We start from the raw sequence: 23,643 nt of genomic DNA on the forward strand, positions 1-23,643 counted from the left end.
CCTAGTCGGAGATGAGCCTTACCCTCGCGGACTGGTCAGGATGCAGAACTCGTTGCCGTCCGGGTCGGCCATCGGGATCGCGTCCGCGCCTTCCTGACCGCTCTCGAGCCGGGTCGCGCCCAGCCCGATCAGCCGCTCGACCTCGGCGTCGACGTCACCGTCGGCCGGCACGACCAGGTCGAAGCGCATCCGGTTCTTCGGCGCCTTCGGTCTGATGGGCGGGCCGCCCCAGGCGAGCTTCGGTCCGCCGGACAACGCCTGGATCGCGGTCTCCTCGTCCTGGTCCCAGACCAGCGGCCAGTCGAGCGCCTTGCTCCAGAAATACCCGACCGCCCGCGTGCCGTCCGAGGCGAGCTCGCCGAGGAACGCGGTGTCGGCGAGGAAGTTGTTCCCCGCCTCGATGACACAGAACTCGTTGCCTTCCGGATCCGCGAGGACGATATGTTCTTCGTCCGGCAACTGCCCGACGTCGAGATGCCGGCCGCCGAGCCCAAGCGCCCGCGCCACCGTCTCCTGCTGTTGCTCCGGCGTGTCGCTGGTCAGGTGGAAATGGATCTGGTTCGGGCGATCCTTCGCGACGTCGCTCTGCAGGAAGCGGAACCGGAACCCGGTCTTGGCGTCGGGCAGCAACTCGTTCCCGTCGGCCTGCTCCCAGCCGAGCAGGCCGGCCCAGAACCGCGCCAGCCCGGCCGGATCCTTCGCGTCGAACGACAGCGCATAAAGCTCGATGCTCATGTGGATCTCCCAATCCGCCGGGTAAGTGCCACGGTAGGGCGGGGCGGATCGGCGCCGCAAAGCAATTAGCGTCCCGCCGCGACCCGCGCATGGTGATCCGCCTGGGATCGCGACATCGGCTGCTGGAGCAGGACCAGCTGGTGATAGAGCGGCGCGGTCGCCGTCAGCAGGATCGGATGCGGATCCGTGCCGGCCGGGAGCTCGCCTCGCCCGACGGCCCGCTCGACCACCAGAGCGGTCCGCGCATAGCGATCTTCCCAGAAGCGGGTGAGTGCGTGGGCCGCGTCCGGCGTACGGAAAGAGGCCGCGAGGGTGATAGACGGCCGAGCCGTCAGGCGGCGTGGATCTCGCGGTTGACGGTGGTCCACGTCGATGCCGAGGGCAACATCACTCAGCAGGTCGCGTTCGGGACGGGGCCGAGCCGCATGGCCTGTACGCCGACACCTCGGTGTGGATTGCGCTGGAGAAAGGTTCCGTGGCTCACATCCAGCCTGGCGGGTGAGGAGGTTCACTCGGTGGAGGGAGGACGCGGTGCACTGCGGAGGTGGACAGTGGTGATGTGAGCACGGTGGTGCAGGTTCGAGGGTCGGCGGCCCGGGTACGGGACATCGTCGCGGTCGGCCGCCCGGCGTTCTGGGTGGTGTCGATCGTGCCTTATTGCACGGGGATTCTGCTCGCGACGCATCGGCTGATCCCGCCCGTCGAGGAGTGGCCGCGCCTCATCGTCGGGGCGGTCGTGATGGGCCCACTCGTTTGGCTAGCAGTGCTAGCGGTCAACGACGCGTACGACCTGCCGAGCGATCGGCTCAACCCGCGGAAGGCCAAGTCGCCGCTGCTCGACGGGCGGATCACGCTGCGAGCAGCGAAGCGGCTGGCCTTCGCGGCAGCCGTGGCGGCGGTCGGTTTGAGCCTGCATGTCGGGATCGTGTTCGCGCTGGGCGTCCTGCTCGCCGTACTCCTCGGCTACGCGTACTCGGTCCCACCCGTCCGGCTGAAGACCCGCGCCGGCTTCGACGTCGCGGTCAACGCCCTGGCCCTCGGCGCCTTCGGCCCACTCGCCGGCTGGGCCGCGATCAACCCCGACCTGAGCGACTTCCCCTGGCTGATGGGCCTGCAGGGCACCCTCGCCGCGATCGGCCTCTACCTCCCCACCACCCTCGCCGACCTCGAAGCGGACCGCGCCGCCGGCTACCAAACCATCGCAGTCCGCTTCGGCCCACGCACGACGTACCTGATCGGGTACGCCGCCTGGATCGCAGCCGCCGCCCTGTCGGTAGTCCTCGCCGCCACCAACACCATCATCCCCCGCAGCATGCTGCCCCTCGAGGTGGTCATGGTCCCCGTCCTGATCGCCGCCTACCGCAAACTCATCGGCCCCCACCAATCCTTCAAAGGCATCATCGCCCTCGCTACGCTCTTCCTCTTTCCCTGCGCCACCTTCGCGCTCACCTACACCGGAGTTCTGTAGATGTACCCCGACATCGAGCCCTACGACCACGGCATGCTCGACGTCGGCAACGGACACCACATCTACTGGGAAACCTGCGGCACCCCGGAGGGCAAACCTGCGCTCGTCATCCACGGCGGGAGCTGACCGGATCGGCCGGGGATGCAGGTGCACGTGCGTGGTGGGAAAAGATTTGATCACTGATCTTTACAGCGATGGAATGGTCATGAACTCTTGGGTCCCATGACTCTGACCCGCCCGGAGCTCGAGACCGACTACACCCTCAGCCGGTCCGACATCGCGCGTTTTGCCCAGCACGGATTCGTGAAGCTGAGGAACGTGCTCAGTGCGGAGACGATCGCGGAGTACGAGCCGGAGATCACCGACAAGGTGATCGAGCTGAACACGCAGGACCAGCCGCTCGACGAGCGCGACACGTACGGCAAGGCGTTCCTGCAGGTCACGAACCTCTGGCAGGACAGTGAGCGGGTGCTGGAGTTCGTGTCGTCGCCGCGACTCGCGCGGATCGCGGCGCAACTGCTCGGCGTGCAGTCGGTGCGGCTGTACCACGACCAGGCGCTCTACAAGGAGTCCGGCGGCGGCGTCACGCCGTGGCACGCGGACCAGTACTACTGGCCGTTCGCGACGGATCGTTGTGTGACGCTCTGGATCCCGCTGCAGGAGACTCCGATGGAGATGGGGCCGCTGTCGTTCGCGGCCGGCAGCCACACGTTCGAGCACGGGCGGGACCTGCCGATCAGTGACGAGTCGGAGCGGGTGCTGCAGGACGCGCTGGCCGAGCAGAACTTCCCGGAGATCTCCGAGCCGTACGAGCTCGGTGAGGTCAGCTACCACCTCGGCTGGACGTTCCATCACGCGCCGCAGAACACGACCGGCATCCCGCGCCGGGTGATGACGGTGATCTACGTCGACGCCGCGATGGAGATCTCGCCGCCGGCGAACGCGAACCAGGTACTCGACCTGGCCAGCTGGATGCCCGGCAACCAGCCCGGCGAGACCATCTCCTCGCCGCTCAACCCGATCCTCTACTGACCGCCTCCGCTCCGCCGTCGGCGAAACTCGCGCGCGTTCTGTACCTATTGGTATGTACGATGCTGCCATGAACTCATCGATCAGCCGGGTAGTCGTCCTGGATCAGCACCTGCCGGAGGCGCTCCCGGTGCAGCGCGTCGAGGTCCGCCGGATCACGATCGACCCGCACACCGCGCTCGGCGCCCACGTCCACAACGGCCCCGTGTTCGGCAACATCGTGTCGGGGTCGGCGATCTACCAGCAGGCCGAGGACAGCGAGCCGCAGGTCCTCCACCCCGGCGACGTGTTCTACGAGCCTGCCGTCGACCGCATCGCCCGCTTCGACACGGAAGACGAGGGCGTCACCTTCCTCGCGTACTTCCCCCTGACGGCCGGCCAGGACGCCACGCTCGACCTGGTGTAGGGCGAACCGCCACGCAGGCAGAACCCCGCAAAACGGAGCCAAAGCGCCTCGAAACGGGACTTCTGCCTGCGTGGCGGTCCCCCTAGAGCGAACGCTTCTGCGGGTAGATCGTCTCGCCGCGGGACAACTGCTCGACGTACAAGGCGACCCGTTTGGCCCGCGTTTCCGGGCGTTTGGCGCTGGTGACGCGGTGGACGACGGAGAAGCGGTTGGCGCTGGTCAGGATCTCGAACATCGCCTGCGCCTTCGGTTCCGCGGCCAGCGCCGCCGCGAGATCGTCCGGGATCTCGAGCGCGCCCGCACCGCCGTACGCCTTGTCCCAGCGGCCGTCGGCCTTCGCGCGCTCGACCTCGGCACGTCCCGCCGGGCGCATCCGCCCTTCTTGCTCCATCCGCGCGATCAGGCCGACGTTCCGCTTCGACCACAGGCTCCGCGCGCGTCGCGGCGTGAACCGCTGCACGAACGTCTGCTCGTCGCGTCCCCGCCGCTGCCCGTCGATCCACCCGTGACACAGGGCGTCCTCGAGCGCCTCGTCGTACGTCAAGCTCGTCGGGGTCTTCACATTCTTCTTGGCCAGCACGAGCCAGACGCCATCCGATTCCTCGTGATGCTCGTGGAGCCAGGCCAGCCAGGCGGCACCATCGACGACGATCAGTTCTGCGGTCATGAGGCGGCCTCCTGATAGCGCGCGGCCAACTGCGTCGCCGCATCCTTCAACTCTTGTGGTCCGACAAACTCCAGGTCGCACTCGAACATCCCGAACGTCGCGGCCAGCCCGGTCCACGACCATCCGCTGAGCGCGAGCCGGCAACTCGTCGGCGTGAGCTCCTCGACAACGGCGCCGTGACCGGCCCATTGCGCGATATCCGACGCCTTCGCCTGCAGGATCGCCTCACCTCTGTAAAGGTTGCGGTCCTGTCCGCGGAACTTGCTGGAGATGTACGTCGCCACGTCCGGAGCGGGAAGCTCGCGCGGCGTGAACCGTGGTCCGGTCGGTGTCTTCGGTGTCATCCGATCCACGCGGAACGTCCGCCAGTCGTTGCGGTCCAGGTCCCATCCGACGAGGTACCACCGCCCGCCCCACGTCACCAGGTGGTGCGGCTCGACCTTCCGGGGCGGCACCCATTCCTCCCCTGCTGCGCCTGGTGCGGCGTAGTCGAACCGGAGTACCTCGTTTGCACGAAGCGCCGTACCGATCGCGATCAACTGTTCCGAGTCGACCGTCGTACGGCGGTTGGCGTAGCGGTCGACCGTGGTCACCTGCAGGGCGTCGACTCGTTGCCGCAGCCGCGCCGGCATCACCTGGCGAACCGTGGCCAGCGCCCGCAACGCGCCCTCCTCGATCCCGGTGACCGTGGTCGTCGCGGTCTGCAGGGCGACCGCGACCGCGATCGCCTGATCGTCGTCGAACAGCAGCGGCGGCAGATCCGCGCCTGCATCCAGGCGGTAGCCGCCGTCAGGTCCCTTGGTCGCGCGCACTGGATACCCGAGGTCGCGCAGCCGGTCCACGTCGCGGCGGACGGTCCGCGGGCTGACTTCCAGGCGGTCGGCCAGCAGCTGGCCGGGCCAGTCGCGGCGGGCCTGAAGCAGGGAGAGCAGCGCGAGCAATCGGGCTGAGGTCTCGGACATGACTTCAGATTGCCACGAGTAGCGGCCAGAACCTGTCCTCTTTCACTGGAAATGTCTCCTGCAGAGACCCTGACCGAAGGAGAGATCGTGATCAGCACCCGAGCGCTCACCCGGGACTTCGTGGTGAGCCATACCGAGACCGTGCACGCGGTCCGCGGCATCAGCCTGGACGTCGAACCCGGCGAACTGGTCGCCGTCCTCGGCCCGAACGGCGCCGGCAAGACGACCACATTGCGCATGCTCACCACCTTGATCACGCCGACCTCGGGCACCGCGACGGTCGCCGGGTACGACGTGGCCACGCAACCCAGCCAGGTCCGCCGCCGGATCGGGTACGTCGGTCAGGGCAATGGCGCCGGCCACGCGCAACGGGTCGGCGACGAACTCGTCGGGCAGGGCGTGATCTACGGACTCGACCGCCGTACCGCCAAGCTGCGGGCCGGCGAACTGCTCGAAGCCCTGGAGTTGAAGGACCTGGCACAGCGCAAGGTGTCGGATCTGTCAGGCGGCCAGCGCCGGCGGCTCGACGTCGCGATGGGGCTCGTGCACGCGCCTTCGTTGCTGTTCCTGGACGAGCCGTCGACGGGCCTCGATCCGCAGAACCGGGCGAATCTGTGGGACCACATCCTGCGGATGCGCGAGCAGTACGCGATGACGATCGTGCTCACCACGCACTACCTGGACGAGGCCGACTCGATGGCCGAGCGGGTGGTCGTCGTGGACCACGGCGAGGTGATCGCCGACGACACCGCCGACGGGCTGAAGGCCAAGCTGGCCGGCGACCGGCTTGCGGTGACCGTTGCTCCTAGCAACATCGCGCGCTTGAGCAAGCTGGCCGAGAAGTTGCCCGGGGCCCGCGAAGTGATCGCCGTCGGCGACGAGGTGAGCGTCCGGGTCGCGGACGGCCCGGCGGCGCTTCCCGAACTGATCGCGGCCGCCCAGCGTGACGGCGTACCGGTCGCGGCCGCGCAGGTGCACCGCCCGACTCTCGACGACGTGTTCCTCAACCTCACCGGCCGCAGCCTGCGTGAAGACTCGAACGGAAAGGCAGCCTGATGACCACCCTGACCCTGTCCGCAACCTCGACCCCGACCACGCCCCACCCGTCCCGGAACCTCCTGCGCGACATCCGGATCGTGATGACGCGGGAGCTGAAACCGGTACTGCGCGACCCGTTCAGCCTGCTGTTCGGGATGATCCAGCCGCTGGTGTTCCTCGCCCTGTTCGGCCCGCTGCTGTCCGGATCGATGGGCGGCAGGTTCGGCGACGGCGTGTGGCAGTGGTTCGTCCCGTCGATCCTGGTGATGACCACGCTGTTCGGTACGTCGACCACCGGCGCGAACCTCCTGTTCGAGTTCCAGACCGGTGCGCACGAGCGGATGCTGGTCACGCCGTTGTCCCGCTCCTCGCTGCTGATCGGCCGGGCGCTGAAGGAGATGGTGCCGTTGTTCGGGCAGGCGGTGATCGTGATCGCGGTGATGACCCCGTTCGCGTTCGACCTGCACCTCGGCGGCGCGGTGATCGGGCTAGCACTGCTAGCGGTTTTCGGCGTCGGCCTCGGTTCGTTCAGCTACGCGCTGGCGATCGCGGTCCGCAAGCAGGACTGGATGTTCTGGGTGGTGCAGCAGACGTTCCTGTTCCCGTTGATGATCCTGTCCGGGATGCTGCTGCCGCTCGAGACCGGTCCCGGCTGGATGCGGGTCGCGGCGAAGTTCAACCCGCTGTCGTACGTCGTCGACGCGGAGCGGACCCTGTTCTCGGGCGGCGTACTGTCCAGCGCGGTCCTGTGGGGCTGGGTCGCGGCGATCGTGACCGCGGCGCTCGGGCTGACCGTCGGCATCCGCGCGATGCTCCGCTCGGCGGATTGACCCAATTGCGTCGCTGTCCCGCCTGCGCCGTCCTCATCGATAGAAATCACCTACGGTAGCGCTCAGATCACCCACCGCCCCCGAAGGAGATCTGATGAGGCCCCGCCCCGCCTTGTTCGCCGTACTGACTTCTCTGGCCGCTGCCGCGCTCGCCGCCTCGAGCGCGGTGGCGGCCCCGCTCCCTGACACCTCCAGTGCGGTTATCGCCGCGACGGACACCGACGGCGACTCGCTGCCGGACACCTGGGAGACGAACGGGTACGACGCGAACGGCGACGGCGTCGTCGACGTGGACCTGCCCGGGATGGGCGCGAACCCGAAGAAGAAGGACCTGTTCGTCGAGATGGACTACATGGCCGGCCGGCTCACCACCACGGCCGGATTGGACCGGATCGTCCAGGTGTTCGCGTCGGCCCCGGTCAGCAACCCGGACGGGAGCACGGGGATCAAGATCCACCTCGACGCCGGCTCCGCGCGCGGTACGGCGTACAACCTCGGTGGTGGCAACGAGGTCGCGTACGACGCCGACCTGAACCCGTCGGCCACCGAGACGAACGCGATCAAGGCGGCCAACTTCGCGTCGGCGCGCAAGGCCGTCTTCCACTACATGCTCTGGGGTGACAGCTACGACGGCGGGTGCAGCAGCGGCCAGGCGTTCAACATCCCGAACGACACGTTCATCGTCACCGTTGGCCCGAAGTGCAACTGGAACGCGACCGACGACATCAACGTCGGCACGTTCGTCCACGAGCTCGGCCACAACATCGGCCTCAAGCACGGCGGCACCGACAACCTGAACTACAAGCCGAACTACCTGAGCGTGATGAACTACTCGTTCCAGCTCGGTGGTGTGCTCAAGGCCGACGGCACCAAGTACTGGGGTTACTCGAGTGTCCAGCCGACCTCGATCAACGAGGCGCGGCCGGATGAGACGGTCGGCCTCGGCAGCCTGGGCGCCGGGTACAAGACCAGCTGGAAGTGCCCGAACGGCTCGACCAAGACGACGGCCGGCGCCGCGAACCAGCCGATCGACTGGAACTGCGACGGCGACACGACCGACACCACGACGGCCGCCGACATCAACGGCGACCAGACCACGTCGATCCTGATCGCCCAGAACAACTGGGCCAACATCGTCTTCGGCGGCGGCGCCGTCGGCGGAGGCAGCGAACTCCGGTCCAAGACCCCCGCGTCGGACCTCCAGGAACTCACCCACGACGAGTGGACGGAGATGCAACACCGCTGACCCGCACCTCAGGTGGGCGGGGAGGCGGATCTCCAGCACTCATCAATTGGCCTTGGCGCGATCGGCTGAGCGTGCGACCACCGCCAGAACCTCAATTGATGAGTGCTGGGCGTCCGCCAATCACTCCGCCCAGACCCCGGACTTCGCGGTTTCGAGTGCCCAAGCGGTGAAGTCGCGAGGCGCGCGGCCCAGAACCCGCTCGACGCCGTCGGAGACGTACTCGGAGCGGTGGTTGCGGATGACGGCGAACAGGTCGCGGACTGCGTCGGCGTCCTCCGGCGTCAGGCCCTGCTCGATCAGTTCCGCGACGTGAGTCTCCGGGTCCAGGTCGACGTACGAGATCTTGCGGCCGGTGGCCGCGGTCAGTTCGTCGGCGATCTCGGTCATCGTGAGGGTGCGCGGGCCGGAGATCGCGAGGGTCTGGCCGACGTACGACTCGTCGAGCAGCGCGGTCGTCATCACGTCGCCGACGTCGTCGGTGTCGATCCACGCCTCGCCGCCGGTGCCTGCGGACAGCCGGATCTCGCCCGCCAGCACGTGGTAGCGCAGGAAGTCTTCGCTGAAGCCCTGCGCGAACCAGGCCGGCTGCACGATCGTCCAGTCCCGGCCGCTCGCCTTCACCGCGTTCTCCAGGTCGAGCTGCCCGTCGTACACAGCGAAGTCGCGGCCCGCGCTGCCGACGCCGCGGCCCGACAGCAGGACCACGCGCCGCAGCCCGTCGGCCTGCTCGATGAACTTGCCGGCCTGCGCGAGCCCGGTCGGCCCGACCGGCGGAGCGAGGTACGCCGTGTCGGTGCCGCGGATCGCGTCCGCCCAGGTGCTCTCGTCGTACCAGTCGAAGCGTCGTTCGCTGGAGCGGGACGCGAGCCGGTACGGGACGCCCCGCGCCTCGAGCTGCGCCGCGACGCGACGGCCGGTCTTGCCTTTGCCACTGAGGATCAGAATCGGGTTCATGGCTCTAGTCCACCGGAGCGCGATGAGACAAACCATGGCCGTACGCCGCAATTCGATGTTCGGAACGCTCATCCTGGCGTAGGCTCGTCGCATGGACGTGCTCGACGAACTGCTGGCCGGGACCCGTGCGCAGGACGGGGTGTTCAACCTGACGATCCTGGATCTGCCCTGGGCGCTGGAGATCCGGGACGAGGCGCCGCTGGCGCTCGCGACCCTGATCCGCGGCTCCGGCTGGGTGACCCGCGAGGGTCTCGAGCCGCAGCGCATGGAGCAGGGTGACGTCGCGATCGTCACCGGCCCGGAGCCGTACGTCGTCAGCGACAGCCTGACGACCGCGCCGCAACTGCGGATCCATCCCGGCGGTATCTGCGAACCGTTGCCTGGGGCACCGATCGACTACTCGGCCCGGCTCGGCGTGCGGACGTACGGCGCCCGCAAGTCGGGTGAGGTGATGGTTGCCAGCGGCACCTACCAGGTGGCGGGTGATGTCAACCGGCGGCTCATCACCGCCCTCCCGTCGGTGCTCGTCGTGCCGGCGGCCGAGGTGGCGGGGTCGGTGATGGACATGATCACCAGCGAGATCCAGCGGGACGCGGCCGGTCAGCAGAGCGTGCTGGACCGATGGCTCGACCTGGCGCTGATCACGACGCTGCGCGCGTGGTTCGCCCGGCCGGATTCGCACGCGCCGGGGTGGTACCAGGCGCAGACCGATCCGGTGGCGGGTACGGCGTTGCGCTTGCTGCACGAGGATCCGGCGTACCCGTGGAACGTCACCGAGCTCGCGGATCGGGTCGGGATCTCGCGCGCATCGTTGGCCCGGCGATTCAGCGCGGTCGTCGGCGAGGCGCCGATGAGCTACCTGACCGGCTGGCGGATCACGCTCGCCGCGGATCAGCTGCGGTCGACCCGGGACACGGTCGAGACGATCGCCCGGCGGGTCGGGTACGCGAACGCCTTCGCGTTGAGCGTTGCGTTCAAGCGGGTCCGTGGTGTCACGCCCACCGACCATCGCCGGGCGGCGTGAAAGCTTCAACCGACGGGTTCAACGATACGATTGAGGCTCATGGGTCATGAAGAAATCCCCTTGAGCCTTGACGAGCTGAGACAGCTGAGCCTGTGGACGGCCGACTGTGCCGAGCAGGCCTTGCCCCTGTTCGAGGCGGCGGTCCCGGGCGATCGGCGGGCGCGGGACGCGATCGAGGCGGTCCGCGAGTTCGGTGCCGGAGGCAAGCGAACGAAGGCGATCCGAACCGCCGCGTGGGCGGCGCTCAAGGCGGCCGGTGAGCTGGACGATCCGGCCGCGGAGGCAGCTGCGCGGGCCGCGGTCGGTACCGCTGGTTCGGCGTACCTGCATCCGTTCGCGGCGGCCACCCAGGTGAAGCACATCGTCGCGGCGGCGCAGTATGCGGCGTACGCGCAGGAGCTGGCGACCGGCGATCCGGCGGCCGCCGATGCGGTCATCCAGTGGGCGATCGAACGCGTTCCGCCCACGGTCCGCGAAGTTCTCGCGCGCTACCCGAACGGCACTCCCGGACGCAGTCGGCTCGGTCAGCTGCACCGTCAATTAGAGGCTGAGCTCAGGCGACCGTCGATCTCATGAAGGCGAGCGCCTGCGGCCACGCCAGCCGGAACGCGTCCGCGTTGACGTCCTTGCCGTGCCGGGACTTGTCCGAGAACCCGTGGTCCGCACCTGGGAAGTACTGCGCGAACGTCGCGCCGGCGGTCCGCGCCTGCAACACGGTCTGCAACGTCTCGAAGTCAGCATTGGGTACGGCGGCGTCCGCGCTCGGGTAGCTCACCAGCACCGGCGCCGTAATCCCAGCCGCCTCGGCAATCGCGTCGTACGTGTGATGCGGCGGCCGATTCGACGGCACGGTCGGATGGAATGCGACGACGTTCGCCACCCGCTGGTCGCGCGCCCCGAGCAGGAAGGCGAACCGCCCGCCGAGGCACCATCCGATCACGCCGACCTTGCTGCACCCGAGGTCGGCGAACAGGTAGTCCAGCAACGCGCCCTGCTCCGCGAGCGCGGTGTCGTCGTCCATCTCCCGCAGCATCTCGCTGAGCTCTTCGCGGGTGGCGTTGTCGGTACTGCGGCCTTTGAACGGATCCCACGCGAGCGCGGTGATCCCCTCCCCGGCCAGCTCGTCGGCCCACTCCCGGATCTGCTCACCGATCCCGGTGATCATCGGCAGCAGCAACATGCCGGCCCGCCCGACCCGCGCGAGATAAGCATCCTGCTCCCCAACCGTCACAGTCACACCCATGCGCGCATCCTAGGTCAGCTGACGCCTACGGTCTGGTGGTCCACCTCGATGACGCCGATGATGCGTTCCACGTCGCGGCCGTAGGGCTGACCGATGTACTTCTGGGCGATCTGGTCGACGAGGTCCCAGCCGGCGTCGCCGTCGATCCACTCGACGACGCGGCCGCGGACGATGACCGGCTCGTACGGGTTGTCGACCGGCGCGAGCGACAACGCGACGCGCGGATCGCGGCGGAGGTTGCGGGCCTTCTGGGAGTTGGGGCCGGTCAGGAAGATGATCTTGTCCTCGAGCGAGCTCACCCAGAGCGGGATGGAGTGCGGCGACCCGTCCGGCAGAACGGTGGCCAGGTGGGCGATGGAGGTGCTCTCCACGGCGCTACGTACGGCGGGCTTCAACATGGTTCTACTCCTTCAGCGGACGGTCTCGTGGTGCAGGTGGCGCAGCGTGCTTCACTTTCGCGCGGAGTTCCTTGAAGGAACGCTAACATGATGGAGTTCCCTTAGGGAACCCAAAACGCTAGACTGGTGTCATGCAGCGAACGGACTTCAGTGCGATGGCGTGCTCGATCGCGCGCACGCTGGACGTGATCGGTGAGCCGTGGTCGCCGTTGATCCTGCGCGACATCTGGGTCGGGTTCTCCCGGTTCGAGCAGCTCCAGACCGATCTCGGGATCTCCCGCAAGGTGCTCACCGAGCGGCTGAACCACCTGGTCGACCGGGGCGTGCTGCAGCGCCGGCCGTATGACCAGCGGCCGCGGTACGAGTACGTGCTGACGGACAGGGGCCGCGAGCTGCTCGACGTACTGATGGTGATGGTTGCCTGGGGCGACAAATGGCTGGCCGGTGAGGCCGGTCCGCCGGTCCTCTACCGGCACCACGCCTGCGGGGAGATCAGCCACGTGGACCTCGCCTGCGCCCACTGCGGCAAGCCGATGCACGCCGACGACATCGACATCCTCCCCGGCCCCGGCGCCGCCTGACGTGCGTTGCGCAGGCAGACAGCGCGTGACGAACGGTGCACGTGCACATCTGCAGCTCGACAGTACGTATGCGTCTACTACCCAAGGCCCACACGCCTGGCGCCGCCTTCGCCGGTGGGCCAGTGCGCATATACGTACTGTCGAGCCGTCGGGCTTCGGGAAGGGAGCGTCCGCCGAGTCGTGGCCGGGCTCGGCTTTGCGGAACCTTTTCGCCGCGGAGTGCAGACTTGTTTCCGAAGAGCAACCGCGCTGCCGGGGCCAGCGACCCGGCCCGGGTTGGAGCCGCGCGATGGACCGAACAGCGCCTGACCCGCGGCACTTGGCGCAACGGCGGGACAGGAACTGGTGACCGGAGACAGGCAATAGCAGGTCCCAACCCTCCACAACCTGTCTCACGTCCCCGCTTGTGGACGCTAGTTGCAGTACGGGCGGAACACCTCGAGGTCGCTGTCCACGCGGGCGATGCGGTCGAAGCCCCAGGTGTCTACGCCCGGTCGATCGACCTCGAACATCACCCGGGCGGACATGTCCCGCAGGCCGCGGGCGAGCAGCGCGAACTCGAGGTGGTCGAGGTCCAGGTCGTCGGCGCCATACTCGTCGAGGAACTCCCCCAGCCGATCACCATCGGCCCCGACCCATACGTCGTACTCACGGGGCCCGATCACCGCGTTCTCCCAGTCGAGGATCGCCGCGACCTCACCGTGGTGGTCGATCAAGACGTTCAACCCGTGGAGGTCCGTGTGACACACGACGTCGCGCACCGGCTTGAGGCGCGTTCGTACGTCGTCCAATCGCGCGATCGCCGCGGCCACCACATCCGCCCGATCCGCGATCCACGGATGCTCGAGCTGCTGACCAAGCGTACGAATGTGCGGCTCGCTGACGTCCGCGGGCGGCAGCGTCACCCGAAGCGGCGCCTCATGGACCTGACGCAACGCCCGGGCCACCACACGCCGGTCGCCCCAAGTCGCCGTACGCCCTTCAACATAAGGGAAGACGGCGACATTCATCGCGGACAGCTCACCCTTCAGCGTCCGCAACGGCTCTACGACAGGCAGCCCGAGAGCGGCCAGCTCCGCCAGCTGCGACAGCCCCGACGGCTGCTCGCCTTCCTTCCACACCTTCACGAACCAGCGGCCGTCCGCCACCCAACCGTCGGTGGCGAACCCGCCGGGGTGCGGCTGCAGCGAGGAGACAGTCAGTCCGTAGTCGCGTTCGAGATCCACACCCGCATCAGATCATCTGGACTGGGCGGCCAGCATGCGCATTACGGCGGCGTTTACCAGGATCAGGATCAGGGCCGAGAAGAGGAGCAGGGCGACCTGGGCCGGGAGGAGTGCGATGCCTAGGCCGATCGCGAGGACCGGGATCGCGAGTCCGGCGTACGCGATCAGGAAGAGGGCGGCCAGGACCTCGCCGCGGGACGACGGGTCGGCGAGCGATGCTGCGGTCGCGACCGCGCCGCGGAAGACGAGGCCTACGCCGACGCCGGCGACGATCCCGCCGATGACGAAGAGGTACAGGTTCGGGACGAGACCGCCGACCGCCACGCCTACGAGACCGACGGACATCGAGACGAGTCCGAGGCGGAGTTGAGCCGGGCGGGTGAGGCGGACGAAGACGGCCTGGCTCGCGGCGCCGGCGATGAAGACGGCGAACGTGACGACACCGGCGAGCAGACGAGACGTGTGGTGCAGGACGCCGGCGAGGAACGTCGGCGCGAGCGACGTGAAGAGACCGAAGATCGCGAACGCCGCGAAGGCACCGATCGCGGACGCGAAGAAGAGCGGACGCGCGGATGACGGCAGTGCCACCCGCTGCGGCCGGTACGCCGGACGCTCCTCCAACCGCTCCACCGTCTCCGGCACCAGCGCGATCCCCACAGCGCTGATCAGCAGCAGCACCAGGAAGATCTCGTACGGACGCTCCAGCGGCGCCGACACGTACTGCGCCAGCAGCCCACCCACGAGCGGACCGAACGCCAGCCCGCCGAGGTTCACCATGCTCGAGATCAGCGCTGACCGGCTCGGGTCCTCGCTCGGCCGCGCGACCTGGCGCAGCTCGGACAGATGCGCTGTCGCGGTCGCAGTCAGTACACCGACCCCGATACCGCAGATGAACCGCGCCAGCAGCAAACCCGGGACGGCCGGCCAGATCAGGAAGATCGCCGCCGACAACGCCTCGGCCAGTACGGCGACCAACGCCACCCGCCGCCGCCCGAGCCAGTCGCTGACATGCCCCGCCAGGTACAGCGACGCCATCACCCCGACCGCGTAGCTGGCGAAGATCACCGTGATCACGTACGTCGGGAAGCCGTCGCGCTGCTGGTAGATCGCGTAGAGCGGCGTTGGGATGGTCGAGAAGGCCATCGTGGTGAGGAAGGCCGCCGCGATCACCCAGAACCCCGGAGCATGAGCGAACCGGATCCGTACGCCGGCTCGCGAAGACGTCATGGTGGACATGTTCCCAGCGTGCCGCGCGGGATCTATCGAGTCCAACGAAAGTTCTTGCACGCTCTTATCGCCAGATCCGATAATTCGGGGTGTGGACAGTCGCCAGCTGGAGTACTTCGTCGCCGTCGCCGAGGAACTGAGTTTCACGCGCGCGGCGCACCGGCTGTTCACGGTGCAGTCCACGGTCTCGGCCGCCGTACGCGCTCTCGAGACCGATCTGAAGACGACTCTCTTCGATCGCTCGACCCGGCGGGTGGTTCTGTCGGCGGCCGGTCAGGCGTTGCTGCCGGAGGCGAAGGCTGCGCTGGAGGCGTTGGACCGCGCGCGGGCCGCGGTCGAGGAAGCGTCGTCGGGGTTGCGCGGCAGCGTCCGGATCGGGACGCTGGCCCGGCTCAGCATGGTGAACCTGGCCGAGCTGCTCGGTGCGTTCCATCGTAAGTACCCGCTGGTCGAGGTGCAGGTCGCGACTTCGCCGACCGGGTCCACCGGCCTCGCGGACGACGTACGGCATGGTCGTCTGGACATTGCGTTACTCGGGCTGCCGCGTCCGGAGTTGGCCGGTCTCGAGGTCCGCGACATCGCGACGGTTCCGTTCGTGGCACTGGTCCCGTTGTCGCATCCGCTCGCCGAGCGCACGAGCATCGGACTCGAGGAACTCGGCACGGAGCGGTTCGTGGACATGCCGGCCGGTTTCGGGAATCGGAAGCTGGTCGACCGCGCCTTCGACGCGATCGGGATGCCGCGGCGGATCCAGGTCGAGGTGCCGGAGCTGACCACGATCCCGGATTACGTCCGGGCCGGTCTGGGCGTCGGCGTCGTACCGGATCTCGAGCTGGACGACGAGCCCGGCGTCGCCAAGCTGTCGATCACCGGCGCCGAGCTCGTCTGGACGTTGTCGGTGGCGACGATCGGCGGACGGCGACCGAGCAGAGCGGTGACCGCCCTGCTCGATCTGATCGGCGAAAGCACTCGCCCGTACTTCTAGGCGGCCCAGATCCTCCAGTCCGCCAGCTCGTTGAACCGGCGGAGCGCGGCGATGCCGCTGAGCCAGCCGAGCCAGGCGCCGTACGGCGGGTTGGAGTCGTCGAACCCGCTCATCACGAAGGTGAGCCGGGTCTTCCCGTCGGACTCGGCGAGCTCCCAGGTACTGATCCCGGCCGAACCCCAGTCCAGCGACATCGAGCGGCCCTCGACCAGGTCGACGATCTCCACGCCCGGGCCGGCGTCGAACCCGCCCATCGCGAACCGGCCGCCCTTCCGGAGGTCGATCTCGACCGGGTACCCGAACCAGGCCGACGCCTTCTCGGACTCGGTCAGCGACGAGTACACCTGCGCGACCGGCGCGTCGATCAGCGCCTGACCCTCGAAGACTGGCGAGGTGAAGTCCGGCCTCGTGGTCAGCTCGCGACCCTCGAGATGGTCGATCAGGTTCGCCAGCGCCAGTGACCAGAAGGTCTGCAGTACGCCGCGGATGTTCGCGCCGCTGATCGCGTCCGCGAAGTCGAAACCGGTCTGCGACAGCTTCACCACCGTCGCGTCGTCGCCGTCGGACGTCAGCGTGAACTCGGTGGTGGTCTCCTCGCCGCCGAGCGTCCACGCCAGCGTCAGCGTGCTTCCGTCGTACCCGACGACCCGCTGGTGCGGCGCGTCGCCCTCGGGGATGTAGCGGCCCCAGAACTCGAACGTGCCGGGCAGGTCGACGGTCGAGTGCTCGCCGAGCCAGAGGTTCAGGGCCTTCGGATCGGTCAGCGCCTGCCGGACGTCGTCGATGCCGGCCTTTGCGCGCGCTTGCAGGACAAGTGGTTCAGTCATTGGTTCGGTCTCCCTTGGGGTAGCAGGCCACCGCGAGCTTGAAGGCGTCACCCTCACTGCCGCCGTAGCGCTCGAAGAGGTCCTGCAGCGTGCCGCGCAGGTCCTCGAAGAACTCCCGCCGCCGGTCCGGTGGAACCCGGATCTCACCGGACACCCCGATGGACGGCAGCTCCGGAGCCGACCGATCCAGCGCGGCGATGTCGGTCTGGACCTCTTCCATCAGGTCCAGCATGTAGCCGAGGCTCAGCTCGTCACGGGTCCGGCGGAGTCCGCCGATCCGGCCGACGAGCGTCGGGGACAGCCAGTACGAACGGGCCGTCGCCTGGTAGATGCCCTCGCGGATCCCGCGCACCTTGCGCTCGTCCACCTGAGTCACCAGTCCCGCCTCGACGAGGCGTTTCACGTGGTAGTAGACGCGCTGCGGAGTCTGGCCGAGCTGCTCGGCCACGTCGCCGCAGGTCGAGGGCTCCGCCAGCCGCCGCAGCACCTCGATCCGCTGCGGCTTGAACAGGGCCTCGGCCTGCTCGAGCTGCTCCAGATGCATCACGTCTCTCATCACACAAAAAAGTTTGTACGTAAAAAAGATCCTTGTCAATCTTCCATCACGCGGGAATGCAAGTCAGCGACAGGTGGTTGTAAGTAATGCTTCGGTGATGCGTCACCAAGCAGACACCCAAGACCTGGGGGCCTTTGCTACGGATCGTCCGGCACGTTCCTGCCGGCGAAGGAAAGGAAGCGCGACATGGCAACTGTCTCGTTCAAGGGAGCCACCCGGGTCTACCCGGGCACCGACCTCCCGGCGGTCGACAAGCTCGATCTCGACATCGAGGACGGCGAGTTCATGGTCCTCGTCGGACCGTCCGGGTCCGGGAAGTCGACGGCGCTGCGGATGCTCGCCGGGCTCGAGGAGGTGAACGACGGCGCGATCTTCATCGGCGACCGGGACGTCACCAACTCCCCGCCGAAGGAACGCGACATCGCGATGGTGTTCCAGAACTACGCGCTGTACCCGCACATGTCGGTGGCCGACAACATGGGCTTCGCCCTGAAGATGCAGGGCATCCACAAGGACGAGCGCGCCCAGCGCGTGCAGGACGCCGCGAAGCTGCTCGGTCTGGAGGAGTACCTCGACCGCAAGCCGAAGGCACTGTCCGGTGGTCAGCGTCAGCGTGTCGCGATGGGTCGCGCGATCGTCCGTAACCCGCGGGTCTTCCTGATGGACGAGCCGCTGTCGAACCTTGACGCCAAGCTGCGGGTCCAGACCCGTACGCAGATCGCCGAGCTGCAGCACCGGCTCGGGGTCACCACGGTCTACGTCACCCACGACCAGGTCGAGGCCATGACGATGGGCGACCGGGTCGCCGTACTGAAGGACGGCGTACTGCAGCAGGTCGACACTCCGCTGAACCTGTACGACAGGCCGCGGAACAAGTTCGTGGCCGGCTTCATCGGATCGCCCGCGATGAACCTGATCGAGGCCGAGATCGTCGAGGGTGGCGCGAAGGTCGGCGACTACGTGGTGCCGATCGCGCGCGACGTACTGGCCAAGGCCGGTGACGACAAGACGCTGACGCTCGGCGTCCGCCCGGAGGCGCTGCATCTCGCGGACGACGGCCTGCCGGTGAAGGTGTCGGTGATCGAGGAGCTGGGATCGGACGCATTCCTGTACGGGACCGCCGAGCACACCAGTGACCAGATCATCGCCCGGATCGGCACCCGGCTGCACAACGACAAGGGCACCGTCGTCTACTTGGCACCGGACCCCGACAAGCTGCACCTCTTCTCGACGTCGACCGAGGACCGGCTTGTGTAGTTTGATCTTGTGGGCCTTTGGATCAAGGACGCACCAGGAGTGATGGAGCTGCCGTCGGGTCGGCTCGTGCGCGGACGCGGTCTGCGGCACGGCCCGGCGGCAGAGCCGTTTCCGACGTACGGCGTGTATCTGCTCGGCAAGGAGCCGCCGCCGGACGTGCCGTGGGAGACGCACTGCATCAAGTGGCCGGACTTCCGGCTGCCCGCGGATCATGCGGAGGCGTTGACGGTCTTTCGCGAAGCGTTGGAGCGGACTGGCACCGGGCGGGTCGAGTTCGCGTGCAGCGGCGGCCGCGGGCGGACCGGGACCGCGCTCGCGTGTCTCGCCGTACTGGACGGGCTGCCCGCGGATCAGGCGGTCGACTATGTACGACGGAACTATGACCGGCGTGCCGTGGAGACGCCGTGGCAGAAGCGGTACGTGCTAAATCTGTTGACCCGGAGCTGAGGGATCGCGTTGGGTCGAGGCGTGACGATCGAGCGGAGCAACCCCGACGGCCTGCATGCGACACCTGGGTATCACCACGTGACGCGGGTGCAGGCGGACACCTTGGTTTACCTGGCCGGGCAGTGCCCGTTGCAGGCGTCCGGTGAGTTGGCCCCGGGCGGTCTCCAAGGGCAGACCGCGCAGGTGATCGCGAACATCCTCACCGCGCTCAAGTCGGCGGGCGCCACGCCGGAAAACGTCGTACGCACGGTGATCTATGTGGCCAGCTCGGATCGCGCCGAGTTGGGCGCGGTGTGGGCACAACTCAACGAGTCGCCGCTCGCACCGGCCTTCACGACCGCGAGCACGCTACTCGGCGTCGCGCAGCTCGGTTTCACCGGCCAACTCGTCGAGATCGACGTAACAGCAGCCCTGTGATCGTTCCCGCCGAGGTTGTCGACTACGACCCGCGGTGGCCGCTCCGGTTCGAGGAGCTGATCGCTAGAGCTGGTGGTTCGCGTGCAGGCGGCGGGTCGGGTCGTAGCGGCGCCTGAGCGTGACGAGACGTTCGTAGTCGTCGTACGCCTCGGCCACCTCTTCGTCGGTGAGCTTCGCGAAGGTGAAGTTGAGGGCGCGGCCAACGGTTGACGGGCCCCAGGGTTCGAGCACGTCCAGTCCGGCGTCGCCCATGCCCGGGGTGAGGACGGTCAGCGAGTACGCCGCATCGCGATGACCGACCGCGTTCGGGATCTCCGGCTGACGAGCGAGCGCGCCGCCGAGGTGCCGGATGCCGATCACATACATTCTCGACGCGCCCGGACCGGCGAGTTCGGGCAGTGTCTCGAGCGCGTCGAGGTCCTTCAGGAGTACGTTGCGGGAGCTGTAGCTGTCGGGGTGCTCCGGCTCCGCGAAGATCTGCCCGGAGTCGACGTACGGCAGCTCCTCCACGGTGTCGAGGACCGGCTTGCCGATCGCCCGGAGCGGTTCGATCAGCTCCTCGCCGCCGTCGCCGAGGATCGCGAGCTGCACCTGCCCGATGTACTTGCCGCGCAACGGCGCCGGCACCTGCGGGATGTTCGGGATCGGCAGGATCGCGATCGCCGACGTCACCTCCTCGGGCACGGACCTGGTCCACTCCCGCCACACCTCGGGCACCGCCGGGTGCTCGGCGAGATCGAAGTACAGGCTGCCGCCGTACAGCGTCGGTACGTCGAAGAGGTCGACCTCGATCCCCGTCACGACACCGAAGTTCCCGCCACCGCCACGCAGCGCCCAGAACAGATCCGGGTCCTCCTCGGCATAGCGCCGTACGCCGTCCGCGGTCACCACCTCGATCCGCCGGACGTGATCCGCGGCGTACCCGAACCGCCGGGCCATCAGCCCGAGCCCACCGCCGAGCGTGTACGAGATCGCGCCCACGCCGGGTGCACTGCCGGAGAGCGGAGCGAGACCGTGCGGCGCGGTCGCGTCGAGCACGTTCCGCCAGGTCGCGCCCGCCTCGATCCAGGCCGTCCTGCGCTCCGCGTCGACGGTCACGCCGTTGAAGCCGCGGGTCGCGATCAGGACGCCACCGTCGATGCTCTGCGTGAGGCCGTGCCCGGACGCCTGGACGGCGATCCGCAGGTCGTGGTCGATCGCGTACCGCACCGCCTCCTCGACCTCGGCCGTGCTCGTCACCGGAAAGATCACGGCCGACCGATGCGGGTCCCGCCGCTGGAACCCGAGCCGCGCCTCGTCGTACCCCGAACTGGTTCTCGTCAACATCATGCAGATCACGCTAGACACCCTTGCGGACACATCTTGTCCTCAAGGCATGATCTGTGGATGAGTACTCGCAAAGAGATGCCCGGCCGAATGCTGCGGCTGCTGTCGCTGTTGCAGAGCCGGCGCGAGTGGTCCGGTCGCGAGCTCGCCGACCGCCTCGGCGTCACCGAGCGCACGGTACGGCGGGACGTCGACCGGCTCCGGTCCCTCGACTACCCGGTGACCGGGACGACCGGCACCGCGGGCGGGTACCGGCTCGGCTCCGGGACGCACCTGCCGCCGCTGCAGTTGGACGATGACGAGGCGATCGCCGTCGCGCTCGGACTGGTCGGCGCGGCCGGTGGCGGCGTGAGCGGGATGGCGGAGAGCTCGATGAGCGCGCTGGCCAAGCTGGAGCAGGTGCTGCCCGCGCGCCTCCGGCCCCAGCTCGCGGCGGTGAGCTCGGCAGCGGAGGCGATCCCGCGACCCGGCGTACCGCAGGTCGATCCGGGCGTTCTCGCCGTACTCGCACGCTGCTGCCGGAACCACGAGATCGTTGCCTTCGACTACCACGGCCGGCAACGCGGTACGACGCGACGCCGGGTGGAGCCGCATCAACTGCTGACGTTGTCGTGGCGGTGGTACCTGCTCGCGTTCGACCCCGAGCGCGACGACTGGCGGATCTTCCGGGTCGACCGGATCGCGTCCGTGACACCGGTGTTGCATCGTTTCACGCCCCGGGTGCTCGACGGGCCTTCCTACCTGCTGGAGTCGTTCGTGTCGGCGCAGTACGAGCACACGATTCAACTGACAGTCGACGTACCGGCCGCCGAGGTGACCGCGACCTTCGAAGGTGTCGTCCGCGGCATCGTCGAACCGCTCAGCCCGTCATCCTGCAAGGTCCGTTTCAGCGCGGACAGTCCCGCCATGCTGCTGACTCAGGTAGCCGCGATCGCCCACCTCGGCACCTTCACCGTCGACCAGGCGACCCCCGAGACCGCGGCACTCATCACCATGGCCGGCGAACGCCTCGCGCAGGGGTTCGCCGGGTTGTCCTAGGCAACGATCAGGCCGATGCCGAGAGTCAGTACGCCGACCGCCAGCGACAGCGCGCCGAGCCAGAGGATCCACAGGAACTGGTTCGGAGCGATGCGATCCTTGCCGGCGGACGAGGCGAAGAAGCCACCGGACATCAGGACCGCGGCGACCGGGATCCCGAGCCGGCCGACCCACAACCAGAACCCGGTCAGCCCGGTCTGGTCGACGTACAGCAGACCGACCAGGCTGAAGATCACCAGGACGCCGGCGTGGGCGTGGCCGGCCCGCGCGAACGACTTCTGGAACCCGGTCATCGGGACCTGGCCGCGGACGATCTTGGTCATGAAGTAGCCGCCGAACTCGATCGTCACGACGGTGAGCAGGATGACTCCGGCGATGACGCGGGACACATCGGTCATGCGTAGACCTCTTCTTTGACAGGCGCGGTTGCGCGGGAGGTGCGCGCTACCCAGAGGGCAACGGCGAGGTACAGGATCAGTACGAGCGGGATCATCCGACTCGCCTCCTTATGGATAGTCCAGGTATCCGCTTATGGATACTGATACTATCCATCACAGACGACAGGAAGGCAAGCGATGCGAATCGGGGAACTCAGCAAGGCCACCGACGTCCCGGTGCCGACGATCAAGTACTACCTGCGCGAAGGCCTGCTACCCGCCGGCGAACTCACCAGCCCGAACCAGGCGTCGTACGGCGACACGCACGTCCGCCGGCTCCGGCTGATCCGCGCACTGATCGAGCTCGCACAGGTCCCGGTCGCCACCGTGAAGGAGATCCTCGAGTCGCTCGACGACGACACCGAGCCCTTGCACGAGCAGATCGGCCGTGCCCATCGCGCGCTCACACCGACGCGCCGACTATCCGCCACCGACGAGGCGCGGACCGCCGCCACCGCGCAGGTCACCGGCCTCATCGCCGACCGCGGCTGGTCCGTCGACCCCGAGGCGCCCGCGCTCGCAACGCTCATCGACACCATCGCCGCTCTCCGCACGCTCGGCCAGGACAACCTCGTCGCCCACCTCGACACGTACGCCGACGCGGTCGAACGCTTCGCCCAGCTCGAGATCGATGCCGTCACGACCAACCCGACCCGCGACCAACTCGCCGAATCGGTTGTCATCGGCACCATTCTCGGCGAGACCCTGATCGCCTCGCTGCGACTGCTCGCCCAGGAGTCCATCTCCGCGGACCGCTGGAAGGACCGCTAGCAGTCGCCGAGGAGTCCCGGAAGCAGCCTCCCCATCGCCCTGTGCAGAGCACGGCGGTCGGTCTCGGTCAGCGGGTCGAAGACCAGTTGGCGGACCAGTTCGACATGTCCCGGCGCGGCCTTCACGAGTTCGGCGTACCCATCGGGGGTGAGGATCGCGTTGGTGAACCGCCCGTCGTCCGGGTCGGGTTCACGCCGTACCAGGCCGCGGTTCTCCAGGCGGCGGATCAGGTGGGACAGCCTGGAGAGCTCGGAGTTGGCCAGAACCGCGAGGTGACTCAGGCGCATCGTGTGATCGGGTTGATCGGAGAGGCCGGCGAGGACGTAGTACTCCAGGAAGCTCAGGCTGGAATCGCGCTGCAGTTGCTCGCCAAGCTCCCCGGTCAGTAGCGCCATGACGAGTTGCAGCGTCTTCCAGGTCTCCAGCTCGTCGGCTGACAGCCAGCGCGGCTCCTTCCCCATGCCTGCAGCATAGCCATCGAGGCAATGACTTGAACGTTCACGTCAAGCACTCTATCGTGGTCATTGACATGAACTTTCAAGTCAACC

Annotated in this window: 30 protein-coding genes; 16 read left to right on the forward strand and 14 right to left on the reverse strand. The window is 68.0% G+C overall.

All coding sequences use genetic code 11. The features are described from left to right. Positions 1 to 18 precede the first annotated feature (18 nt). Positions 19 to 735, reverse strand: a complete 717-nt coding sequence (locus ACWF0M_RS14860) for a VOC family protein (protein ID WP_452236197.1) — start codon at positions 733 to 735, stop codon at positions 19 to 21. Positions 736 to 800: 65 nt separating this feature from the next. Beyond that, positions 801 to 1,103, reverse strand: a complete 303-nt coding sequence (locus ACWF0M_RS14865) for a TetR-like C-terminal domain-containing protein (protein ID WP_452236198.1) — start codon at positions 1,101 to 1,103, stop codon at positions 801 to 803. Between the two features lie 191 nt (positions 1,104 to 1,294). Here ACWF0M_RS14865 and ACWF0M_RS14870 point away from each other — a divergent pair, with 191 nt between their 5' ends. From ACWF0M_RS14870 to ACWF0M_RS14885, 4 genes are all read left to right on the forward strand, one after another. After that, positions 1,295 to 2,203, forward strand: a complete 909-nt coding sequence (locus ACWF0M_RS14870) for a UbiA prenyltransferase family protein (protein WP_452236199.1) — start codon at positions 1,295 to 1,297, stop codon at positions 2,201 to 2,203. After that, entirely contained in the window at positions 2,204 to 2,329 is a 126-nt protein-coding gene (locus ACWF0M_RS14875) for a hypothetical protein (protein WP_452236200.1), read from the forward strand. A 96-nt stretch (positions 2,330 to 2,425) separates the two neighbouring features. Further along, a complete protein-coding gene (locus tag ACWF0M_RS14880) occupies positions 2,426 to 3,235 on the forward strand; it encodes a phytanoyl-CoA dioxygenase family protein (RefSeq protein WP_452236201.1) in 810 nt (269 codons plus the stop codon). A 67-nt stretch (positions 3,236 to 3,302) separates the two neighbouring features. After that, complete coding sequence (locus ACWF0M_RS14885) at positions 3,303 to 3,638, forward strand: hypothetical protein (RefSeq protein ID WP_452236202.1); 336 nt, start codon at positions 3,303 to 3,305, stop codon at positions 3,636 to 3,638. An 82-nt stretch (positions 3,639 to 3,720) separates the two neighbouring features. Here ACWF0M_RS14885 and ACWF0M_RS14890 read toward each other — a convergent pair whose 3' ends face one another. Together ACWF0M_RS14890 and ACWF0M_RS14895 are read right to left on the reverse strand one after the other, a co-directional pair. Further along, positions 3,721 to 4,305, reverse strand: a complete 585-nt coding sequence (locus ACWF0M_RS14890) for a YdeI/OmpD-associated family protein (RefSeq protein WP_452236203.1) — start codon at positions 4,303 to 4,305, stop codon at positions 3,721 to 3,723. After that, a complete protein-coding gene (locus ACWF0M_RS14895; RefSeq protein ID WP_452236204.1) occupies positions 4,302 to 5,267 on the reverse strand; it encodes a helix-turn-helix transcriptional regulator in 966 nt (321 codons plus the stop codon). The genes ACWF0M_RS14890 and ACWF0M_RS14895 overlap by 4 nt, the downstream gene beginning before the upstream one ends. An 87-nt stretch (positions 5,268 to 5,354) precedes the next feature. On the opposite strand from ACWF0M_RS14895, the gene ACWF0M_RS14900 reads away from it, so the two are divergent. The 3 genes from ACWF0M_RS14900 (at position 5,355) to ACWF0M_RS14910 (ending at position 8,381) form a co-directional block, all read left to right on the forward strand. Continuing rightward, complete coding sequence (locus tag ACWF0M_RS14900; protein WP_452236205.1) at positions 5,355 to 6,323, forward strand: ATP-binding cassette domain-containing protein; 969 nt, start codon at positions 5,355 to 5,357, stop codon at positions 6,321 to 6,323. Beyond that, entirely contained in the window at positions 6,323 to 7,135 is an 813-nt protein-coding gene (locus ACWF0M_RS14905) for an ABC transporter permease (protein ID WP_452236206.1), read from the forward strand. Before ACWF0M_RS14900 ends, ACWF0M_RS14905 begins: the two co-directional genes overlap by 1 nt. A 94-nt stretch (positions 7,136 to 7,229) precedes the next feature. Next, positions 7,230 to 8,381 carry a hypothetical protein gene (locus tag ACWF0M_RS14910; protein WP_452236207.1) on the forward strand — a complete coding sequence of 384 codons (1,152 nt, stop codon included), beginning with the start codon at positions 7,230 to 7,232 and terminating at the stop codon, positions 8,379 to 8,381. Between the two features lie 120 nt (positions 8,382 to 8,501). Here ACWF0M_RS14910 and ACWF0M_RS14915 read toward each other — a convergent pair whose 3' ends face one another. Further along, complete coding sequence (locus tag ACWF0M_RS14915) at positions 8,502 to 9,335, reverse strand: NAD(P)H-binding protein (protein ID WP_452236208.1); 834 nt, start codon at positions 9,333 to 9,335, stop codon at positions 8,502 to 8,504. Between the two features lie 91 nt (positions 9,336 to 9,426). On the opposite strand from ACWF0M_RS14915, the gene ACWF0M_RS14920 reads away from it, so the two are divergent. Together ACWF0M_RS14920 and ACWF0M_RS14925 are read left to right on the forward strand one after the other, a co-directional pair. Next, positions 9,427 to 10,359 (forward strand): AraC family transcriptional regulator, encoded by a 933-nt coding sequence (locus tag ACWF0M_RS14920; protein ID WP_452236209.1) that lies wholly within the window; start codon positions 9,427 to 9,429, stop codon positions 10,357 to 10,359. A 39-nt stretch (positions 10,360 to 10,398) separates the two neighbouring features. Next, entirely contained in the window at positions 10,399 to 10,935 is a 537-nt protein-coding gene (locus tag ACWF0M_RS14925) for a putative immunity protein (protein WP_452236210.1), read from the forward strand. Here the strand turns inward: ACWF0M_RS14925 and ACWF0M_RS14930 are convergent. Continuing rightward, positions 10,913 to 11,602, reverse strand: coding sequence for a dienelactone hydrolase family protein (locus tag ACWF0M_RS14930; RefSeq protein WP_452236211.1), 690 nt, complete (start codon positions 11,600 to 11,602; stop codon positions 10,913 to 10,915). The two genes, ACWF0M_RS14925 and ACWF0M_RS14930, sit on opposite strands and share 23 nt — an antisense overlap. Before the next feature lie 14 nt (positions 11,603 to 11,616). Then, positions 11,617 to 12,000, reverse strand: a complete 384-nt coding sequence (locus ACWF0M_RS14935) for a TIGR03618 family F420-dependent PPOX class oxidoreductase (protein ID WP_452236212.1) — start codon at positions 11,998 to 12,000, stop codon at positions 11,617 to 11,619. Between the two features lie 131 nt (positions 12,001 to 12,131). On the opposite strand from ACWF0M_RS14935, the gene ACWF0M_RS14940 reads away from it, so the two are divergent. Beyond that, the gene (locus ACWF0M_RS14940; protein WP_452236213.1) at positions 12,132 to 12,581 is read left to right on the forward strand and encodes a winged helix-turn-helix transcriptional regulator; all 450 of its coding nucleotides are present in this window, start codon (positions 12,132 to 12,134) and stop codon (positions 12,579 to 12,581) included. A gap of 413 nt (positions 12,582 to 12,994) precedes the next feature. Here ACWF0M_RS14940 and ACWF0M_RS14945 read toward each other — a convergent pair whose 3' ends face one another. Then, on the reverse strand, positions 12,995 to 13,807 hold the full coding sequence (locus ACWF0M_RS14945) for a phosphotransferase enzyme family protein (RefSeq protein WP_452236214.1): 813 nt from the start codon (positions 13,805 to 13,807) through the stop codon (positions 12,995 to 12,997). A 12-nt stretch (positions 13,808 to 13,819) separates the two neighbouring features. After that, positions 13,820 to 15,034, reverse strand: a complete 1,215-nt coding sequence (locus ACWF0M_RS14950) for an MFS transporter (protein ID WP_452236215.1) — start codon at positions 15,032 to 15,034, stop codon at positions 13,820 to 13,822. Positions 15,035 to 15,125: 91 nt separating this feature from the next. Here ACWF0M_RS14950 and ACWF0M_RS14955 point away from each other — a divergent pair, with 91 nt between their 5' ends. Beyond that, positions 15,126 to 16,019, forward strand: a complete 894-nt coding sequence (locus ACWF0M_RS14955; protein ID WP_452236216.1) for a LysR family transcriptional regulator — start codon at positions 15,126 to 15,128, stop codon at positions 16,017 to 16,019. Here ACWF0M_RS14955 and ACWF0M_RS14960 read toward each other — a convergent pair. Together ACWF0M_RS14960 and ACWF0M_RS14965 are read right to left on the reverse strand one after the other, a co-directional pair. Continuing rightward, positions 16,016 to 16,846: an SRPBCC family protein gene (locus ACWF0M_RS14960; RefSeq protein ID WP_452236217.1), complete on the reverse strand. Its 831-nt coding sequence runs from the start codon at positions 16,844 to 16,846 to the stop codon at positions 16,016 to 16,018. The two genes, ACWF0M_RS14955 and ACWF0M_RS14960, sit on opposite strands and share 4 nt — an antisense overlap. Then, a complete protein-coding gene (locus ACWF0M_RS14965) occupies positions 16,839 to 17,402 on the reverse strand; it encodes an ArsR/SmtB family transcription factor (protein ID WP_452236415.1) in 564 nt (187 codons plus the stop codon). Before ACWF0M_RS14965 ends, ACWF0M_RS14960 begins: the two co-directional genes overlap by 8 nt. 186 nt (positions 17,403 to 17,588) lie before the next feature. Between ACWF0M_RS14965 and ACWF0M_RS14970 the strand changes: the two genes are divergently transcribed. From ACWF0M_RS14970 to ACWF0M_RS14980, 3 genes are read left to right on the forward strand one after another with little or no spacing between them, the layout of a single operon-like run. After that, positions 17,589 to 18,659 carry an ABC transporter ATP-binding protein gene (locus ACWF0M_RS14970; protein ID WP_452236218.1) on the forward strand — a complete coding sequence of 357 codons (1,071 nt, stop codon included), beginning with the start codon at positions 17,589 to 17,591 and terminating at the stop codon, positions 18,657 to 18,659. 9 nt (positions 18,660 to 18,668) lie between these two features. Beyond that, positions 18,669 to 19,106 carry a protein-tyrosine phosphatase family protein gene (locus ACWF0M_RS14975; RefSeq protein WP_452236219.1) on the forward strand — a complete coding sequence of 146 codons (438 nt, stop codon included), beginning with the start codon at positions 18,669 to 18,671 and terminating at the stop codon, positions 19,104 to 19,106. A gap of 21 nt (positions 19,107 to 19,127) precedes the next feature. Beyond that, positions 19,128 to 19,523, forward strand: coding sequence for a RidA family protein (locus ACWF0M_RS14980; protein ID WP_452236220.1), 396 nt, complete (start codon positions 19,128 to 19,130; stop codon positions 19,521 to 19,523). Between the two features lie 63 nt (positions 19,524 to 19,586). Here the strand turns inward: ACWF0M_RS14980 and ACWF0M_RS14985 are convergent, their stop codons facing one another. Further along, positions 19,587 to 20,852 (reverse strand): FAD-binding oxidoreductase, encoded by a 1,266-nt coding sequence (locus ACWF0M_RS14985; protein ID WP_452236221.1) that lies wholly within the window; start codon positions 20,850 to 20,852, stop codon positions 19,587 to 19,589. Positions 20,853 to 20,909: 57 nt separating this feature from the next. Between ACWF0M_RS14985 and ACWF0M_RS14990 the strand changes: the two genes are divergently transcribed. Beyond that, on the forward strand, positions 20,910 to 21,887 hold the full coding sequence (locus ACWF0M_RS14990; RefSeq protein WP_452236222.1) for a helix-turn-helix transcriptional regulator: 978 nt from the start codon (positions 20,910 to 20,912) through the stop codon (positions 21,885 to 21,887). Here ACWF0M_RS14990 and ACWF0M_RS14995 read toward each other — a convergent pair. Further along, positions 21,884 to 22,285, reverse strand: a complete 402-nt coding sequence (locus ACWF0M_RS14995) for a hypothetical protein (RefSeq protein WP_452236223.1) — start codon at positions 22,283 to 22,285, stop codon at positions 21,884 to 21,886. The two genes, ACWF0M_RS14990 and ACWF0M_RS14995, sit on opposite strands and share 4 nt — an antisense overlap. Positions 22,286 to 22,462: 177 nt before the next feature. Here ACWF0M_RS14995 and ACWF0M_RS15000 point away from each other — a divergent pair, with 177 nt between their 5' ends. After that, positions 22,463 to 23,095, forward strand: a complete 633-nt coding sequence (locus ACWF0M_RS15000) for a MerR family transcriptional regulator (protein ID WP_452236224.1) — start codon at positions 22,463 to 22,465, stop codon at positions 23,093 to 23,095. On the opposite strand, the gene ACWF0M_RS15005 is transcribed toward ACWF0M_RS15000, so the two are convergent. Beyond that, entirely contained in the window at positions 23,092 to 23,556 is a 465-nt protein-coding gene (locus ACWF0M_RS15005) for a MarR family winged helix-turn-helix transcriptional regulator (RefSeq protein WP_452236225.1), read from the reverse strand. The two genes, ACWF0M_RS15000 and ACWF0M_RS15005, sit on opposite strands and share 4 nt — an antisense overlap. Positions 23,557 to 23,643 lie beyond the last annotated feature (87 nt).

The organism is Kribbella sp. NPDC055110, assembly GCF_053607525.1.